Here is a 14,441-nt window from a genome sequence, read left to right as displayed (position 1 = left end):
AATCAGCAGTTTGAAAAAGTCCCCTTTAGGGGATTTAGGGGTCAAAAGGTTTTTTAGACTGCACTCATGAGTACATATTAGTTTTTCAGAACACTAATTTATCTTTTTTCCCCAAAATGAGAACCCATTTTCTGAAATTCCTGAAAAAAGAATGGTTGGTTTTTTATTTTCCCAGTCCCACCCATAGAATACTGCATGTGGATAGTTGTTGATATATAGGTAATTATCTTTGATTCGCCAGGATTTAGAATTTTGTGAATTTGTAGTGCCATTGGCCATGAATTTTATGGTGTCGGCAACATTGAATGCTTTTCTTGTATATTTCCAGCCACCCGGAGGAATTTGTCCCTGCCATAAATCAGCCATGGGGCCGATATCCTGAAGTTGGATTATTTCCCATTGACCGGGAATATCCTTATCGGTCACCTTTTTCTTTTTAACACCGGCATATCTTTGAGGGGAGACGACCGGCCATCCGTCGGGGAGCCAGAATATTTCCCGGATGTGCATCAGCATCATTTCATTCGAAGGGGCGAGTCGTCCCTGGTGAAACATGTAATACCTGCCATTATCGTTGAGCACACCACAATGGCCGTTACCCGACCAGCCCGGATGGTTACCGAACATATAGCTGTGAGTTAATACGGGATAATTGTTGGTAGTATCCCGCATATCTTTTCCAAAGTAATCGTAGTAAGGCCCTTCCGGTTTGTCTGCTCTTCCGACGCGAACATTATAAAAGGTGAAGAGGGCATCGTATGATACAAACAGGTAATATTTATCCTGGCCTGGATAATAGATGACTTCCGGTGCTTCAAGATTATGTTTTTTCAGGTTTGCTCTTGAGGCAAGCAGGTGACCATGGTCGCCATTACGTTTTGTGAAGCCGGTTTCGGGTTCCAGTTCAACGCAATACAGGCCGCCAAAATAGGAGCCGTAATGCATCCACATTTTTCCTGTTTTAGCATCGGTAATTACTGATGGATCAATGGCATTCATTTTGCTATTTGGTGTGGTTTTGACAACACAACCCTTATTGGTCCAGGGACCAAGCGGATGAGGAGCAGTGGCCAGGCCAATGTATGAAGAATTGGTTCCAAAAGCAGAGACAGAATAGTACATTCTGAATTCGTCGCCAACCTTTTTTACATGTGGCGCCCACATATTTGTGGCTCCTTTCCCGTTATTGTGGTCACGAACGTGTTTTACAGCCTCTTCGGGTATCTTGTCGAGCGCCCATCCTTCAAACTTCCAGTTAACAAGGTCTTTAGAGCTCCTCATTTGTATGTTTCCCATCTGAATCGTGTCATCGTAAAATTCTACACCACGTGGACGGTAAATGGCATCGGTCGAATAAACATAATAGGTGTCACCGTCTTTGATAACAGAAGGGTCATGTACATTGGCATTTCCCCATTTATCCCGATTACTGAGAGAGGTATATTCGGAGTAATCGTCGTTATAAGGATTTTGGCCGGCTACGGGCCCTGAGTTTTCCCTTTCCTGAACCGACGAACAACTTGCCATAAGAGCAGCAACGAAAAATGTCACAGAAAAGGAAAAAATTGTTGGGTTTTTCATCAGTATAAAATTTATCTAAATTATTATTTTGATAGAAGTTGTTAATTTTTTACATATCCTTGCGCGGCAAATTTGGAAAATCTGATTCCTGAATAAATGTTAAGACAAAAGTATTGCTTCCGGTAGCAGTAAAAGAGGATAATTGTCTTTGATTGGCGGATTTTTGTTGATTTAACCGGCTCAATGGCGGAAAATTTTGATTTGATTCTTTTCTTTGATAAAGAGTTGTTATTTAGGGTAAATTTTACTTTTTTTACATGAGCCGGGTCTAAAAAGCATCTTTGTTGCAAACTCATTGTTGTTTTAAATTTTTGATCCTCATTAACAACAAGTTAACTCCGGTACAGAAATTTAAAACACCTTGATTTGGACAAAATATGCTTTTTATACCGCACTCTTACATTATTTACTTAATTCGAGGAGAAGTTAGTTTTTTAGCTATTTATGAAATTGCCGATGCCACAAATATTAAAGATTGCTCTTGCCTGGACAGGGATTTTATTGCTTTGCTCCAATGGATTTGCTTTGGAAATGAAGAGCAAATTTTTCCCTTACCATATTAACTATATTACCAATGATGATGGCCTTCCTCAGAATACAGTTAATGATATTCTACTTGATTCTTACGGATTCGTGTGGTTTGGCACCGGTAACGGTCTTACGCGTTATGATGGATATTCCTTCAATATTTACGGCAAGGATCGGCTGCCTTCGAATTTAATTAATTCTCTCGATGTCACATCGGGTGGCCTGTTGTGGATTGGCACCAATAAAGGTCTTGGCTTCATTGATTTGGCGACAGGTGAAGTTGGCATTTTTCGACTTACCGAAGAGGAGGAGCAGGTTGGGATAACAAAAGTGTATGTTGACTCTTCGGATAATGTTTGGGTAGGTACTTCGGCAGATGGTTTGTATCAGTTGAAAGAAAATAACGGAAAGTATTCTGTTTTCCACTACAGCGTGGTGGTAAACGAGGTTCAGAATCCTTCTATAAATGCACTGGCGTTAATTGATGAAAATACCCTTTTGGGTGGAACCGGTGAAGGTCTTTTCTCTATAGACATTGAAAGCGGTGTTTCGAATAAGAATACGCTACTGGAAAATGATTTTCTGAATGTTGTCATGGATGTAAGATCACTTTATAGAGATGCCGGCAACACATTATGGATAGGCACTTTTTATGGCTTATTGAGATTTGAGATAGGGCAGGGAACCGGGCAATGGTTTTATCCGGACAACCAGGATGATAATGCTCTGGTACATGGTACGGTAAATGACATTACGGCCGATCAGTTTGGCACAATTTATATCGGAACGCTTGGGGGACTTGAGATATATGATCCGGAGATCAGCGGATTTATTCATTTCCCACAGGAAGGCCCTGACGATTTTAAACTGAACAATAATTTTATTCGCAGCCTGCTCACCGACAATAAGGGGAATGTTTGGGTTGGTACGGAAAAAGGAGGGGTTAATCATTTTAACCTTTACCAGAAGGCGTTTTATTTTCTGACACATGATGTGGAAAACGATCATTCTTTATCTGAAGGCCCTGTCAATTCTGTTTTTCGTGATGATGAGGTACTGTGGGTAGGTACTGCCGGTGGCGGACTAAACAGGATTGGTCAGGGAGAGAACAACCTCAGACATTACAGAAACGATCCTGCGGATAACAGCAGTCTTTCAAGCAATTTTGTTTCCGCTCTGATAAAAGATAACCAGGATCAGTTGTGGGTGGGTACCTGGGGAGCCGGCATCAACAAATTACTTAAAGATGGTAGTTTTAAACGGTTTATTGCCGATACAGGTGATGTCCCTAATTCCAATTATAATGTATTTATCTCATCGTTTTGGCACGATGAGCGTGGCTTTCTACTTGTAGGAACTGAGGGAAAACTGGCCGTTCTCGATCTGAGCACCGAAAGGATTACCGAACTTAACAGCGGTGCATTGGCAAAGATCAATGAAGTGGGTTGTTTGCTGAAAGACAGAAAAGATTATTATTGGGTTGGCACCAGGAACGGATTGTTTCGCTTTCCGGCTTCCATGATATCTGCAGGGGGGATAGTGACGGCTCGTGATAATGCTTTGCTGGAGTTTTACAGTGTTTCCGAAACTGATACGGGTGGCAGCCTTGCCGGCGATTATGTGATCAGCCTTACCGAAGACAAGGAAGGAAATATCTGGGCAGGGACATATAGTGACGGGGTTTCCTGTATCAGCCAGACTGATTCGGGCCGATGGAAATTTACTAATTACAGCACCGATAAGGGTTTGTGCAACAATGTGGTTTATGGTATATTAGAGGATCAAAATAACAACTTGTGGATGAGTACCGATCATGGCTTGTCCCGCTTTGATAAGGAAACCGGGTCGTTTTTTAATTTTTACCGCGAAGATGGTCTCTTGAGCAATCAGTTTTACTGGTCGGCTGCACACAAGTCTGATGATGGTTTCCTCTATTTCGGAAATATCAAAGGGTTGAATTATTTTAACCCGCGAAGCTTTCCGGATTATCCTTTCCGGCCCCGGGTTTTTATTTCGGGGTTACGGGTTTTTAACAAACCTGTAAAAACAGGAGAAGAGCGGCATAACAGAGTGGTTTTGTCCCGCAATATTTATCTGTCCGACTCGATATCTCTTAGCTATCGTGACAATGTTATCACTTTTGAATTTACGGCGATTGATTATTTTCATCCGCAAAAAATCAAATATGCTTATAAACTGGAAGGTGTGGATAAGCAATGGGTCGAAGTTGATAGCGACCAGCGATTTGCCAATTATACCAATCTTGACGGAGGTTCATACCAGTTCAGAGTAAAGGCTACCAACAGTGATGGTGAATGGAACAGTCCTGAAAAAGTAATTACCCTTATCATTCGGCCGCCTTTCTGGCAAACCACCTGGTTCAAAATTTTGCTTTTGATTGCTATTGTTGCGTTGTCAATTGCCTATGCCCGTCACCATACACGGCGCTTAAGAATGCAAAAGCGTACATTGGAAAACATGGTGAAAGAGAGAACCCGGCAGATTCAGGAGCAAAAAGACCAATTAAGTTATCAGGCACTCGAACTGGCAAATACCAATAAAGCACTTGAACATCGTCAGAAACTTATCGAAGGTCAGAAAAATGAGCTTGAAACCAAAAACAGTAAGATTCTGGAACAACGCGACAGACTTATTGAACTCAACAAAAAGGTAAAAGCTATAAATCAGTCAAAGCTCCGTTTTTTCACCAATGTTTCACATGAATTCAGAACTCCGCTCACATTAATTCTGGCACCGCTCGAGAATTTACTTGAGGATGGTTCTTTGCCTGAATCGGTTCACAGCTCTTTGAAAACCATCGAAAGAAACGCCCAAAGATTGATGATGCTTATTAATCAACTTCTTACTTTTAGAAAGATAGAGTCTGACAAATATAGTGTTCAGGCTGTCAAAGGAGACCTGTTCACATTTTTGAATGAGATTTACCATGCTTTTGATGGTTTGGCGTCAGACCATAATATAGACTACATTTCAAGAATAGATGTGCCGCACGATGAATTTTGGTACGACCGTGAGAAGCTCGAAAACATTTTGTATAACCTGTTGTCCAATGCTTTTAAATTTACTCCTTTTGGTGGGCAGATCATTTTTTCAGCAAGAGTTGAAAAGGAGAACGATGTATCCATGCTTTACATTGACGTTTCGGATACCGGCCCGGGAATCCGGGAGAGTGACCGTGAAAAAATATTTGACCGGTTCTACAGGGCAGATGAATTGGAAAAAGCCGCCAAAGGCAGTGGCATTGGCCTTGCACTTACCCAAGAATTGATTGAGGCTTTGCATGGCCGGATATCGGTGGAAAACAGGAGCGGCGGAGGTGCTTCTTTTAAAGTATTTCTGCCGTGCGACGGTAACGGATTTGCCGGCGATGAAACGGAAAAGGCCCAGTCGGGCCCTGTATTATCGGATGAATTGCGAGAGAAAGTTCAGGTGATAAGGGATGAAATGTCCGAATGGAATGAGGAGGAAGAGACAGTCGTAGAAGAACCAGAACAGAAACCGGTCGTGCTGGTGGTGGAAGATAACAGAGAACTGGGCGGACTTATCAGGAAATCATTGGCGCCATATTATAAAGTAATGGAAGCAACCAATGGAAAAGATGCTTATGAAATGGCCAAAGATCATCATTTTGATCTGGTTATCAGCGATATCATGATGCCGGTAATGGATGGAATCGAATTGTGCCATCAACTTAAAAATAACATTTACACCAGTCATGTGCCCGTTATTCTTCTTTCAGCCAGGGCTCTGGTAGAACATCAGCTTGAAGGACTGAAAACCGGTGCCGATGATTATATTCCCAAGCCGTTTAGTATGAAGATTTTGAAAGCCAGAGCCGATAACCTGATTGAATCGCGTAAAAAATTGCGTGCTCTTTTTAGTAATAATGTTCCTCAAAGTAATGAGGAACTGGAGGCAGTCTCTTCTCTTGACCGGCAATTCATGGAGAAAGCTTATCAGGTACTGGAGGATAATTATCCGAATGCCGATTTTAGTGTCGAGAGCTTTGCAGGTCTGATGTTTGTTTCACGAAGTTTATTGTACAAAAAACTGAAGGCGCTTGCGGGCTTGTCTCCCAATGATTTTATCACGATGTTCCGATTGAAGAAATCTCTGGATTATCTCCGGAACGGACCTGTTTCAGTGAATGAAGTGGCTTACAAAATCGGATTCAACGACCCGAAATATTTTAGCCGCGTGTTTAAAAAGTTTTATCGTGAAACACCAAGTGAGTATTTAAAGCATTGCAGAAACCAGATTTGACCGGGTTTGATTTTGATTTGAAAAAATATTTTTAAAAAACATTTTAAAAGTAGAAAATACTTTTTAATTTAGTCGCATAATATTATAAAGTTAACCAGTCTATGGAACGAGCATGATAAGGATGTTCACTACTTGTCCCTTCATTCGGGGAAGAGCATGAATAAGACAAGGTCATGCGCGTTTCACGAGACCAATATTTTTTATACTGATACACTGATAACCAAAAATAAAAAAAGAAAAAATGGTTTTGTCTGATTTATATGGAAATCATCCAAAGCATTATCTTGCAGTTGATTGCGTCATTTTTGGCTATGAAGATTATGAGCTTAAATTGCTGCTGCACCGTCGTCCTATTGAACCCCAAAAAGGGGGCTGGTCTTTGATGGGTGGTTTCTGTGGCAATGAAGAAACGCTGGAAATGGCAGCCACAAGGGTTTTGGAGCAAACAACCGGTCTTACCGATATATATCTTGAACAAGTTGAAGCGTTTTCAAAGCCTGATCGCGATCCTGCTGCCAGGGTTGTTTCCGTTGCTTTTTATGCTTTGATAAGGATAGATCAGCATGATGAGGAGAAAGTTAAAAGTAGTAGTGCTCACTGGTGGTCTATCAATGAAATTCCTCCGTTGATTTTTGATCACGAGGAAATTGTGAGTAAAGCCAAAGAGCGTTTGCAAATGAAGGCAAGCTTAGAGTTGGTGGGAAGAGAGTTGTTACCCGAGAAATTTACATTGATGCAGCTTCGACGATTGTATGAAGCAATTTATCAGCGTGAGCTGGACCCGGGAAATTTCCGTAAAAAGATTCTTTCCCTCAATGTACTGGAAAAAACCAATACAAAAAATACAACCGAATCCAAAAAGGGAGCATTTAATTACCGTTTTCGTGAGAATGCCGATGAGTTAAACGGACATGAGCGTGTGATTAAAATATAAATAGTTGATTGCAAGATTTTTAGAAAATTTTACGCGCTGTTAACAGAAAAACCGAATTATTACACTAAAAAAGGAGTTAGAGATGCATGACCTGAAAAAATTTGAAGTCTGGTTTGTTACCGGAAGCCAGCATTTGTACGGGGATGAAGCATTGAAAGAAGTAGATGCACATTCGAAAAAAATTGCAGATGCACTTAACGAATCGTCCCAAATACCTGTAAAAGTGGTATTTAAACCTGTGGTAACCACCCCTGATGCCATTTATGAAGTATGTATGCAGGCCAATCAGAAGGACAATTGTGTGGGTCTGATTACATGGATGCACACTTTTTCGCCGGCTAAGATGTGGATTGCCGGACTAAAGGCATTGCAAAAGCCATTTGTGCATTTACATACACAGTTTAATCGTGATATTCCCTGGTCGGAGATCGATATGGACTTCATGAACCTGAACCAGTCGGCTCATGGCGGTCGGGAATTTGGTTTTATAGCCAGCCGGATGCGCATCAACCGGAAAGTGGTTGTTGGTCACTGGCAGGATGAAGATGTTCAGCGCCAGGTGGGTGTGTGGACACGTGCAGCAGTCGGGTTCCATACAATGAAGAATATGAAAGTGGCCCGCTTTGGTGACAATATGCGCAATGTTGCCGTAACCGAAGGTGACAAAGTGGATGCCCAGATAAGGTTTGGTATGGATGTGAAAGGTTATGGCATTTGTGACCTTGTAGATGTTATTGAAACTATTGGAGATGCAGAGATCGATGCTTTGTGCGCTGAAATTGAAAGCAATTATAAGGTGGCTGATAATCTGAAGAAAGGAGCCGACAGACATGAATCCCTGCGCGAATCGTGTCGCATAGAACTCGGACTCAGAAAGTTTCTTGATGAAGGCGGATTTTCTGCTTTTACCACTACATTTGAAGACCTTCATGGGATGAAACAGCTGCCTGGTTTTGCCGTTCAGCGTCTTATGGCCGATGGATATGGTTTCGGTGCAGAAGGAGACTGGAAAACTGCTGCTCTGACGCATGTGATGAAAATGATGGCTACCGGTCTTGAAGGTGGTACTTCCTTTATGGAGGATTACACTTATCATCTCGATCCTTCCGGACAAAAGGTACTTGGCGCTCACATGCTTGAGGTTTGTGAATCCATTGCAGAGGGAACACCTAAAGTAGAAATTCACCCGCTTGGCATTGGCGGAAAAGAGGATCCTGTCCGCTCGCGTTTCTCTGTTGCTCCCGGGCCTGCTATTAATGCTTCAATGATGGATATGGGCAACCGTTTCCGTCTGGTGGTGAACTCTGTTGAGGTTGTCAGACAGCCACAGGAAATGCCTAAACTTCCGGTTTCAAGTGCTTTGTGGATTCCTAAACCCGATCTGAAAACAGGAGCTACTGCATGGATACTTGCGGGGGGAGCTCACCATACGGTTTTCAGTAAAGCCCTGACAGCTGAGTTTATGGAGGATTTTGCTGAAATGGCAGGCATGGAATTTTTGCTGATTGATGAAGGAACCACTATCAGCGAATTCAAAAAAGAATTACGTTGGAACGATTTATATTATCATCTGAATCGGGGAATTTAAACTATAAACACTCATTTTAAATCAGATAAATTATGGAATCAGCTTTTGCAACGGTTGACTGGATTATATTTGCAGTGTATGCTTTTGTAATCCTGGGGATGGGCCTTTTTATCTCGAAAGGGAAAAAAGGTGTTGAGAAAACCGCCCAGGACTACTTTCTGGCCAATAAGTCACTGACCTGGTGGGCTATTGGTGCCTCGCTCATTGCAGCAAACATTTCGGCCGAACAGTTTATCGGTATGTCGGGATCGGGGTACGCCCTTGGTATCGGCATTGCCTGTTATGAATGGATTGCTGCGGCTTCACTCGTCGTAATAGCAAAGTATTTCATTCCCATTTTTATTGAGAAGAAGATTTATACAATGCCCCAGTTTCTGGCGCAACGTTATTCCAGGGGGGTGAGTACGGCTTTTGCTATTTTCTGGTTGTTGGTTTACGTGTTTGTTAACCTTACTTCCATAACCTACATGGGCGCCCTGGCCATGCAAACCATTCTGGGGATTCCTCTGATGTACGGGATTGTAGGTCTTGCACTTTTTTCCGGAATCTATTCCATTTATGGTGGTTTGAAGGCCGTAGCCTGGACGGATGTTGTTCAGGTGATTTTTCTCATTTTCGGCGGACTTGTGACTACTTATGTTGCTTTGGATGCTGTTGGCGGCATTGATGCAGGACCAATCAAGGGCTTTCAGAATTTGTTCGAAGGTGCCCGTGATCACTTCCACATGATTGCAACCGCAGATAAGAGGCCTGATGTATTTTCGGACCTTCCGGGGCTTGGGATTATTTTGGGAGGTATCTGGCTCACCAACTTCGGTTATTGGGGATTTAACCAGTATATTATTCAGAAAGGTCTGGCGGCTAAGTCTGTGACTGAAGCCAAAAGAGGTCTTTTGTTTGGTGCCTATCTTAAAATATTGATTCCTTTGATCGTGGTTATTCCGGGTATTGCTGCTTTTTATCTTGACAGTCAGACAGCCACGCAATTGGTAAGTAAGCCCGATGAAGCTTATCCTTTCCTTTTGGCAGAGCACATGCCTATTGGCGTCAGGGGACTTGCCTTTGCTGCACTTGCCGCGGCTATTGTTTCTTCCCTGGCTTCAATGATCAATTCAACCTCAACAATCTTTACGGTAGATATCTATAAACCATATTTTAACCCCAATGCAACAGATAAACAGCAGGTGCGTGTTGGGAGAATCGTTGCCTTTGCAGCTTTGTTTATTGCCGTCTTTATCGCCCCGATATTGAACAATCTTGAACAGGCCTTCCAATACATTCAGGAATATACAGGCTTTATCTATCCGGGTGTTGTAGTGGTGTTCTTTATGGGATTGTTCTGGAGGCAGGCCACCAACCGTGCTGCCTTGTGGACAGCTATCCTGACATTACCACTTGGTTTCGGATTTAAATTCGGTTTCCCCGATATGCCATGGATGATGCGTATGGGATATGTTTTTGTGATTCTGGTATTTGTTGCAACCATTATTACGTTTGTCGATAAGAAAGTTTGGACCACCGATACGAAACATGTTGTTCGTCCCGGATTTATCAGGGGTGGATACATTATGCTTACTATTGGTGTTATCGCGGCAATAATCGGATTTGTAGGAATCAATATACAATTCTTAAACAATTTGGGTATCGAAAGCATCTTTATGCTGGCGGCAGCATTTCTGTTTGTTGGAATAATTCTCATTTCGAATGAAAAGATTATTGCAGCTGATAAAATGGCTATTGAAACCGATCCGCAAAGTTTCAAAACCGGAAAAGCCTTTAACATCGGTGCTATCGGAATCATCGTTATTCTTGGTTTATTGTATGGCGTTTTCTGGTAAAAAAACAGATTCCTATACTTCGTTAAACTTTTGTTTTGCAATAAATTGAAAGTTAGTTGTTTGTATTCAAAGGATTATATCTGTTAAAATGCAGTAAGCCAAAGTTTTGAGAACAATTTTGTGTCTAATATCTGAGTGTGGTACAAAAAGCATATTTTTGTCAAAATCGAGGCATTTTGAATTTTTGTACCGGAGTTAACTTGTTATTAATGAGGATGTAAAAATTTAAAACAACACTGAGTTTGGCAACAAAGATGCTTTTTAGACCCGGCTCATATCTAAAAATCTAACGGTCTATTGAGATATTGAATATGGATTTAAAAAAATTGAAGGAAGAAGTATTTCAGGCAAATCTGGATTTGGTACGTCACAACCTTGTTATTTTTACCTGGGGCAATGTAAGTGCCATCGACAGGGAAAACGGCCTGGTTGTGATCAAACCCAGCGGAGTGGCTTATGATGACATGAAAGCCGACGATATGGTAGTTGTCGATCTTGACGGCAATGTGGTGGAAGGTAATCTGAAACCTTCTTCTGACACACCTACGCATATTGAGTTGTACAGGCATTTTGCTGAAACAGGCGGAGTGGTTCATACCCACTCTGCCTTTGCTACTGCATGGGCACAGGCAGGTGTGGATATTCCAATTTTAGGTACCACACATGCCGACTATTTTGCCAGTGACATTCCGTGTACAAGAGATATGACTAAAGAAGAGGTGGAATCAGAATACGAAAAGGAAACCGGAACGGTGATAGTGGAAGCATTCAAAGGCAAAAATCCAAATCATATTCCGGGGGTTATTGTGAAAAATCACGGACCCTTTTCCTGGGGGAAAGATGCCCGCGAAGCCGTCCACAACAGTGTCGTTATGGAACAGGTTGCAAAAATGGCTTTTATCAGTCTCTCAGTCAATCCGCAGGCATCAATGAATCCTTTGCTGACGAGAAAACATTTCGACCGGAAGCACGGTGCCAATGCCTATTACGGACAACAATAATTCATAAAACTCTGACTACAGAACTAAAAATTAAAATTATGAGTTCAAAAAAATATGTTATCGGGCTTGATTACGGTTCAGATTCGGCTCGGGCCGTGGTGGTGGATACAGAAACCGGCGAGGAAGTAGCCCAGTCGGTAAAGTATTACCCCCGATGGATGGAAGGAAAATATTGCAATCCGGCTGCTAATCAGTACAGGCAGCATCCGCTCGACTACATAGAAGTACTTGAATATACTGTAAAAAATGCTTTAAAAGAAGCCGGTAGCGATGTTGCCCGCAATGTGGTCGGTTTATCTTTTGATACTACCGGAAGTACGCCTGCTTTTGTAGATAAAGATGGTATTCCGCTGGCTTTAAAGCCCGGGTTTTCAGAGAATCCCAATGCGATGTTCATTCTCTGGAAGGACCATACAGCGGTAAAGGAGGCAGCAGAAATCAATGCTCTGGCAAAAAAGTGGAAAGAAGATTACACTAAGTATGAAGGTGGCGTTTATTCTTCGGAATGGGTTTGGGCCAAAGTATTACACGTGTTGCGTGAAGACAAATCTGTTCGCGAAGCCGCCTGGTCGTGGATAGAACATGCCGACTGGATGCCGGCTTTAATCACCGGAACAGAAAAACCCGATCAGGTGGTTCGTAGTCGCTGTGCTGCCGGACATAAGGCGATGTGGCACGAAAGCTGGGAGGGGTTACCACCCGAAGATTTTTTAACCACCCTCGATCCATTACTGAAGGGGTATCGTGACAGATTGTATCGTCATACTTATCCGAGTGATACGAAAGTTGGCAATCTGACCCCGGAATGGGCAGAACGATTGGGACTTTCAACCGATGTTGTTGTGGGTGTTAGCGCCTTTGACTGTCACATGGGTGCTGTTGGCGGGGGAGCTACTCCCAACGTTTTAGCGAGAGCTATCGGGACATCCACTTGTGACATTATGATTGCCGGTTATGAACAAATTGGTGACAAGCTGGTGCGTGGAATTTGCGGACAGGTAGATGGATCGGTTGTACCCGGGTATATTGGTCTCGAAGCCGGACAATCGGGGTTTGGTGATGTTTATGCATGGTTTAAAAATGTGGTAGCATGGCCGTTGAACAATGTTCTTGCTAAAAGTAAACTACTTGATAACGAAACCAAACAAAAATTGATTGACGAAACCATTGATCAGATTATTCCGCGCTTAAGCGAGGAAGCCATGAAAATTTCTGTTGAAGAGTCGACCATTCTTGCAACAGACTGGATGAACGGGAGAAGAACACCCGATGCCAGCCAGGAGGTTACCGGTTCCATTACCGGATTGACACTTGGTTCTTCAGCGCCAGGAATCTTCAGAGCACTGGTTGAGGCCACCGCTTTTGGCTCTAAAGCTATCGTTGAACGTTTTAGGGAAGAAGGCGTTGAATTAAAAGGTGTCATTGGTTTAGGCGGCGTAGCCCGCAAATCTCCCTTTGTTATGCAAACATTGGCCGATGTGCTTAATATGCCTATTAAGGTGGCTGCAACCGAACAGACCTGCGCTGTGGGAGCCGGTATGTTTGCGGCTGTTGTGGCGGGCATTTATCCTAATGTAGAAGAAGCCCAGAAGAAAATGGGACAGGGATTCGAAAAGGAATATAAACCCGATTCCAAAAATGCCCGGCAATATGAGGCCATTTATGAAAAGTATCTAAAATTAGGCCATTTTACCGAAAATGAACTGTAGGGCTCTGATAGCCGTAAAAAGGTTCATGGGGAAGGTAAGGAGAGGGGAAGTTGCCAAAGTTGTTTTTACTTGTCACCGGGCATTAGCGCTTTTCTGCGAAGTCATATAACGCTGGATGAAGGAGAGGGAGCCTGAAAGGCTCCCCTGTTTATAGTAATTATTGTTAAATTGAAATGCGACACCGAAGGTGTCGTACATCCATCATGCGAGTTCCATTCGACCAATAACTTAGATAAATTTTATACGGATGAGTAAAGAGCTAATTGGAATTGCTTCCGACCATGCCGGTTATGAAATGAAAGAGATGGCTAAAAAATATCTTGAAGAAAAAGGGTATGAAGTTAAAGACTTTGGGACCAATTCTTCGGAAAGTTCTGATTATGCCGATTATGCACATCCGCTGGGCGAAGCAATTTCAAGCGGAAAAATAAAAAGAGCAGTAGCTTTTTGTGGTAGTGGCAATGGCATAAACATCACATTAAACCGTCATAAAGGAGTAAGATCGGCTTATAGCTGGAATCCCGAAATAGCCCGCCTCGGAAGGGCTCATAATGATGCCAACGTTTGCGCCATGCCTGCGCGTTTCCTGGAACCCGGACAGGTTCGTGAGATTATTGATGTTTTTCTTTCTACAGATTTTGAAGGTGGGCGTCATCAAAAACGCATAGAAAAAATTGAGCTTTGATAAAGAGTTCGTTCGTATCAAATGAAACGAGCATGGCAAGAATTGTTAGGAATGTTAAATTGTTGGGATTGTTAGCTAATGTAATAAAACTTATAACATTCTAACGACTAACACTTCAACAATATTAACAACTTTAACAATTCTAACAGCCGTAACAACTTATTAAATGTAAGATGAAACGAGCGTGGCAAGGTTTGTCTTAATAGATTATCAGATTTTTAGATTTAAGATTTAAGATGAAAAAAGCATGACAACGTTTTTCCACAACAGAACATGTATAACACCATTTAACC

8 protein-coding genes are annotated in these 14,441 nt (G+C 42.3%); 7 read left to right on the top strand and 1 reads right to left on the bottom strand.

Features of this window, described 5'->3' with window-relative positions:
- Window positions 1–93: 93 nt before the first annotated feature.
- On the bottom strand, window positions 94–1,581 hold the full coding sequence (locus ATH1_RS0109365; RefSeq protein WP_010420624.1) for an arabinan endo-1,5-alpha-L-arabinosidase: 1,488 nt from the start codon (window positions 1,579–1,581) through the stop codon (window positions 94–96).
- A gap of 456 nt (window positions 1,582–2,037) precedes the next feature.
- Between ATH1_RS0109365 and ATH1_RS0109355 the strand changes: the two genes are divergently transcribed.
- From ATH1_RS0109355 to rpiB, 7 genes are all read left to right on the top strand, one after another.
- Complete coding sequence (locus ATH1_RS0109355; RefSeq protein WP_010420620.1) at window positions 2,038–6,393, top strand: hybrid sensor histidine kinase/response regulator transcription factor; 4,356 nt, start codon at window positions 2,038–2,040, stop codon at window positions 6,391–6,393.
- A gap of 241 nt (window positions 6,394–6,634) precedes the next feature.
- Window positions 6,635–7,327 carry an NUDIX hydrolase gene (locus ATH1_RS0109350; RefSeq protein WP_010420618.1) on the top strand — a complete coding sequence of 231 codons (693 nt, stop codon included), beginning with the start codon at window positions 6,635–6,637 and terminating at the stop codon, window positions 7,325–7,327.
- Window positions 7,328–7,409: 82 nt separating this feature from the next.
- On the top strand, window positions 7,410–8,915 hold the full coding sequence (gene araA / locus ATH1_RS0109345; RefSeq protein ID WP_010420616.1) for an L-arabinose isomerase: 1,506 nt from the start codon (window positions 7,410–7,412) through the stop codon (window positions 8,913–8,915).
- 32 nt (window positions 8,916–8,947) lie between these two features.
- Window positions 8,948–10,753, top strand: a complete 1,806-nt coding sequence (locus ATH1_RS0109340; protein WP_010420613.1) for a sodium/sugar symporter — start codon at window positions 8,948–8,950, stop codon at window positions 10,751–10,753.
- Between the two features lie 311 nt (window positions 10,754–11,064).
- Window positions 11,065–11,754: an L-ribulose-5-phosphate 4-epimerase gene (locus tag ATH1_RS0109335; RefSeq protein ID WP_029164056.1), complete on the top strand. Its 690-nt coding sequence runs from the start codon at window positions 11,065–11,067 to the stop codon at window positions 11,752–11,754.
- Between the two features lie 38 nt (window positions 11,755–11,792).
- Window positions 11,793–13,463 carry a ribulokinase gene (locus tag ATH1_RS0109330; protein WP_010420607.1) on the top strand — a complete coding sequence of 557 codons (1,671 nt, stop codon included), beginning with the start codon at window positions 11,793–11,795 and terminating at the stop codon, window positions 13,461–13,463.
- A 247-nt stretch (window positions 13,464–13,710) separates the two neighbouring features.
- Window positions 13,711–14,148, top strand: a complete 438-nt coding sequence (gene rpiB, locus ATH1_RS0109325; RefSeq protein WP_010420604.1) for a ribose 5-phosphate isomerase B — start codon at window positions 13,711–13,713, stop codon at window positions 14,146–14,148.
- The last annotated feature ends 293 nt before the right edge of the window (window positions 14,149–14,441 follow it).

This window comes from Anaerophaga thermohalophila DSM 12881 (genome assembly GCF_000191885.1).
GTDB lineage: Bacteria > Bacteroidota > Bacteroidia > Bacteroidales > Marinilabiliaceae > Anaerophaga > Anaerophaga thermohalophila.
Note: the sequence above shows the minus strand (reverse complement) of the source record. Positions and strands in the feature narration are given on the sequence as shown.

Excerpts from the sequence above, each read along its gene's own strand:
- ATH1_RS0109365 (WP_010420624.1), bottom strand. The coding sequence starts at position 1,581 with ATGAAAAACCCAACAATTTTTTCCTTTTCTGTGACATTTTTCGTTGCT.
- ATH1_RS0109355 (WP_010420620.1), top strand. The coding sequence starts at position 2,038 with ATGCCACAAATATTAAAGATTGCTCTTGCCTGGACAGGGATTTTATTG.
- ATH1_RS0109350 (WP_010420618.1), top strand. The coding sequence starts at position 6,635 with ATGGTTTTGTCTGATTTATATGGAAATCATCCAAAGCATTATCTTGCA.
- araA (WP_010420616.1), top strand. The coding sequence starts at position 7,410 with ATGCATGACCTGAAAAAATTTGAAGTCTGGTTTGTTACCGGAAGCCAG.
- ATH1_RS0109340 (WP_010420613.1), top strand. The coding sequence starts at position 8,948 with ATGGAATCAGCTTTTGCAACGGTTGACTGGATTATATTTGCAGTGTAT.
- ATH1_RS0109335 (WP_029164056.1), top strand. The coding sequence starts at position 11,065 with ATGGATTTAAAAAAATTGAAGGAAGAAGTATTTCAGGCAAATCTGGAT.
- ATH1_RS0109330 (WP_010420607.1), top strand. The coding sequence starts at position 11,793 with ATGAGTTCAAAAAAATATGTTATCGGGCTTGATTACGGTTCAGATTCG.
- rpiB (WP_010420604.1), top strand. The coding sequence starts at position 13,711 with ATGAGTAAAGAGCTAATTGGAATTGCTTCCGACCATGCCGGTTATGAA.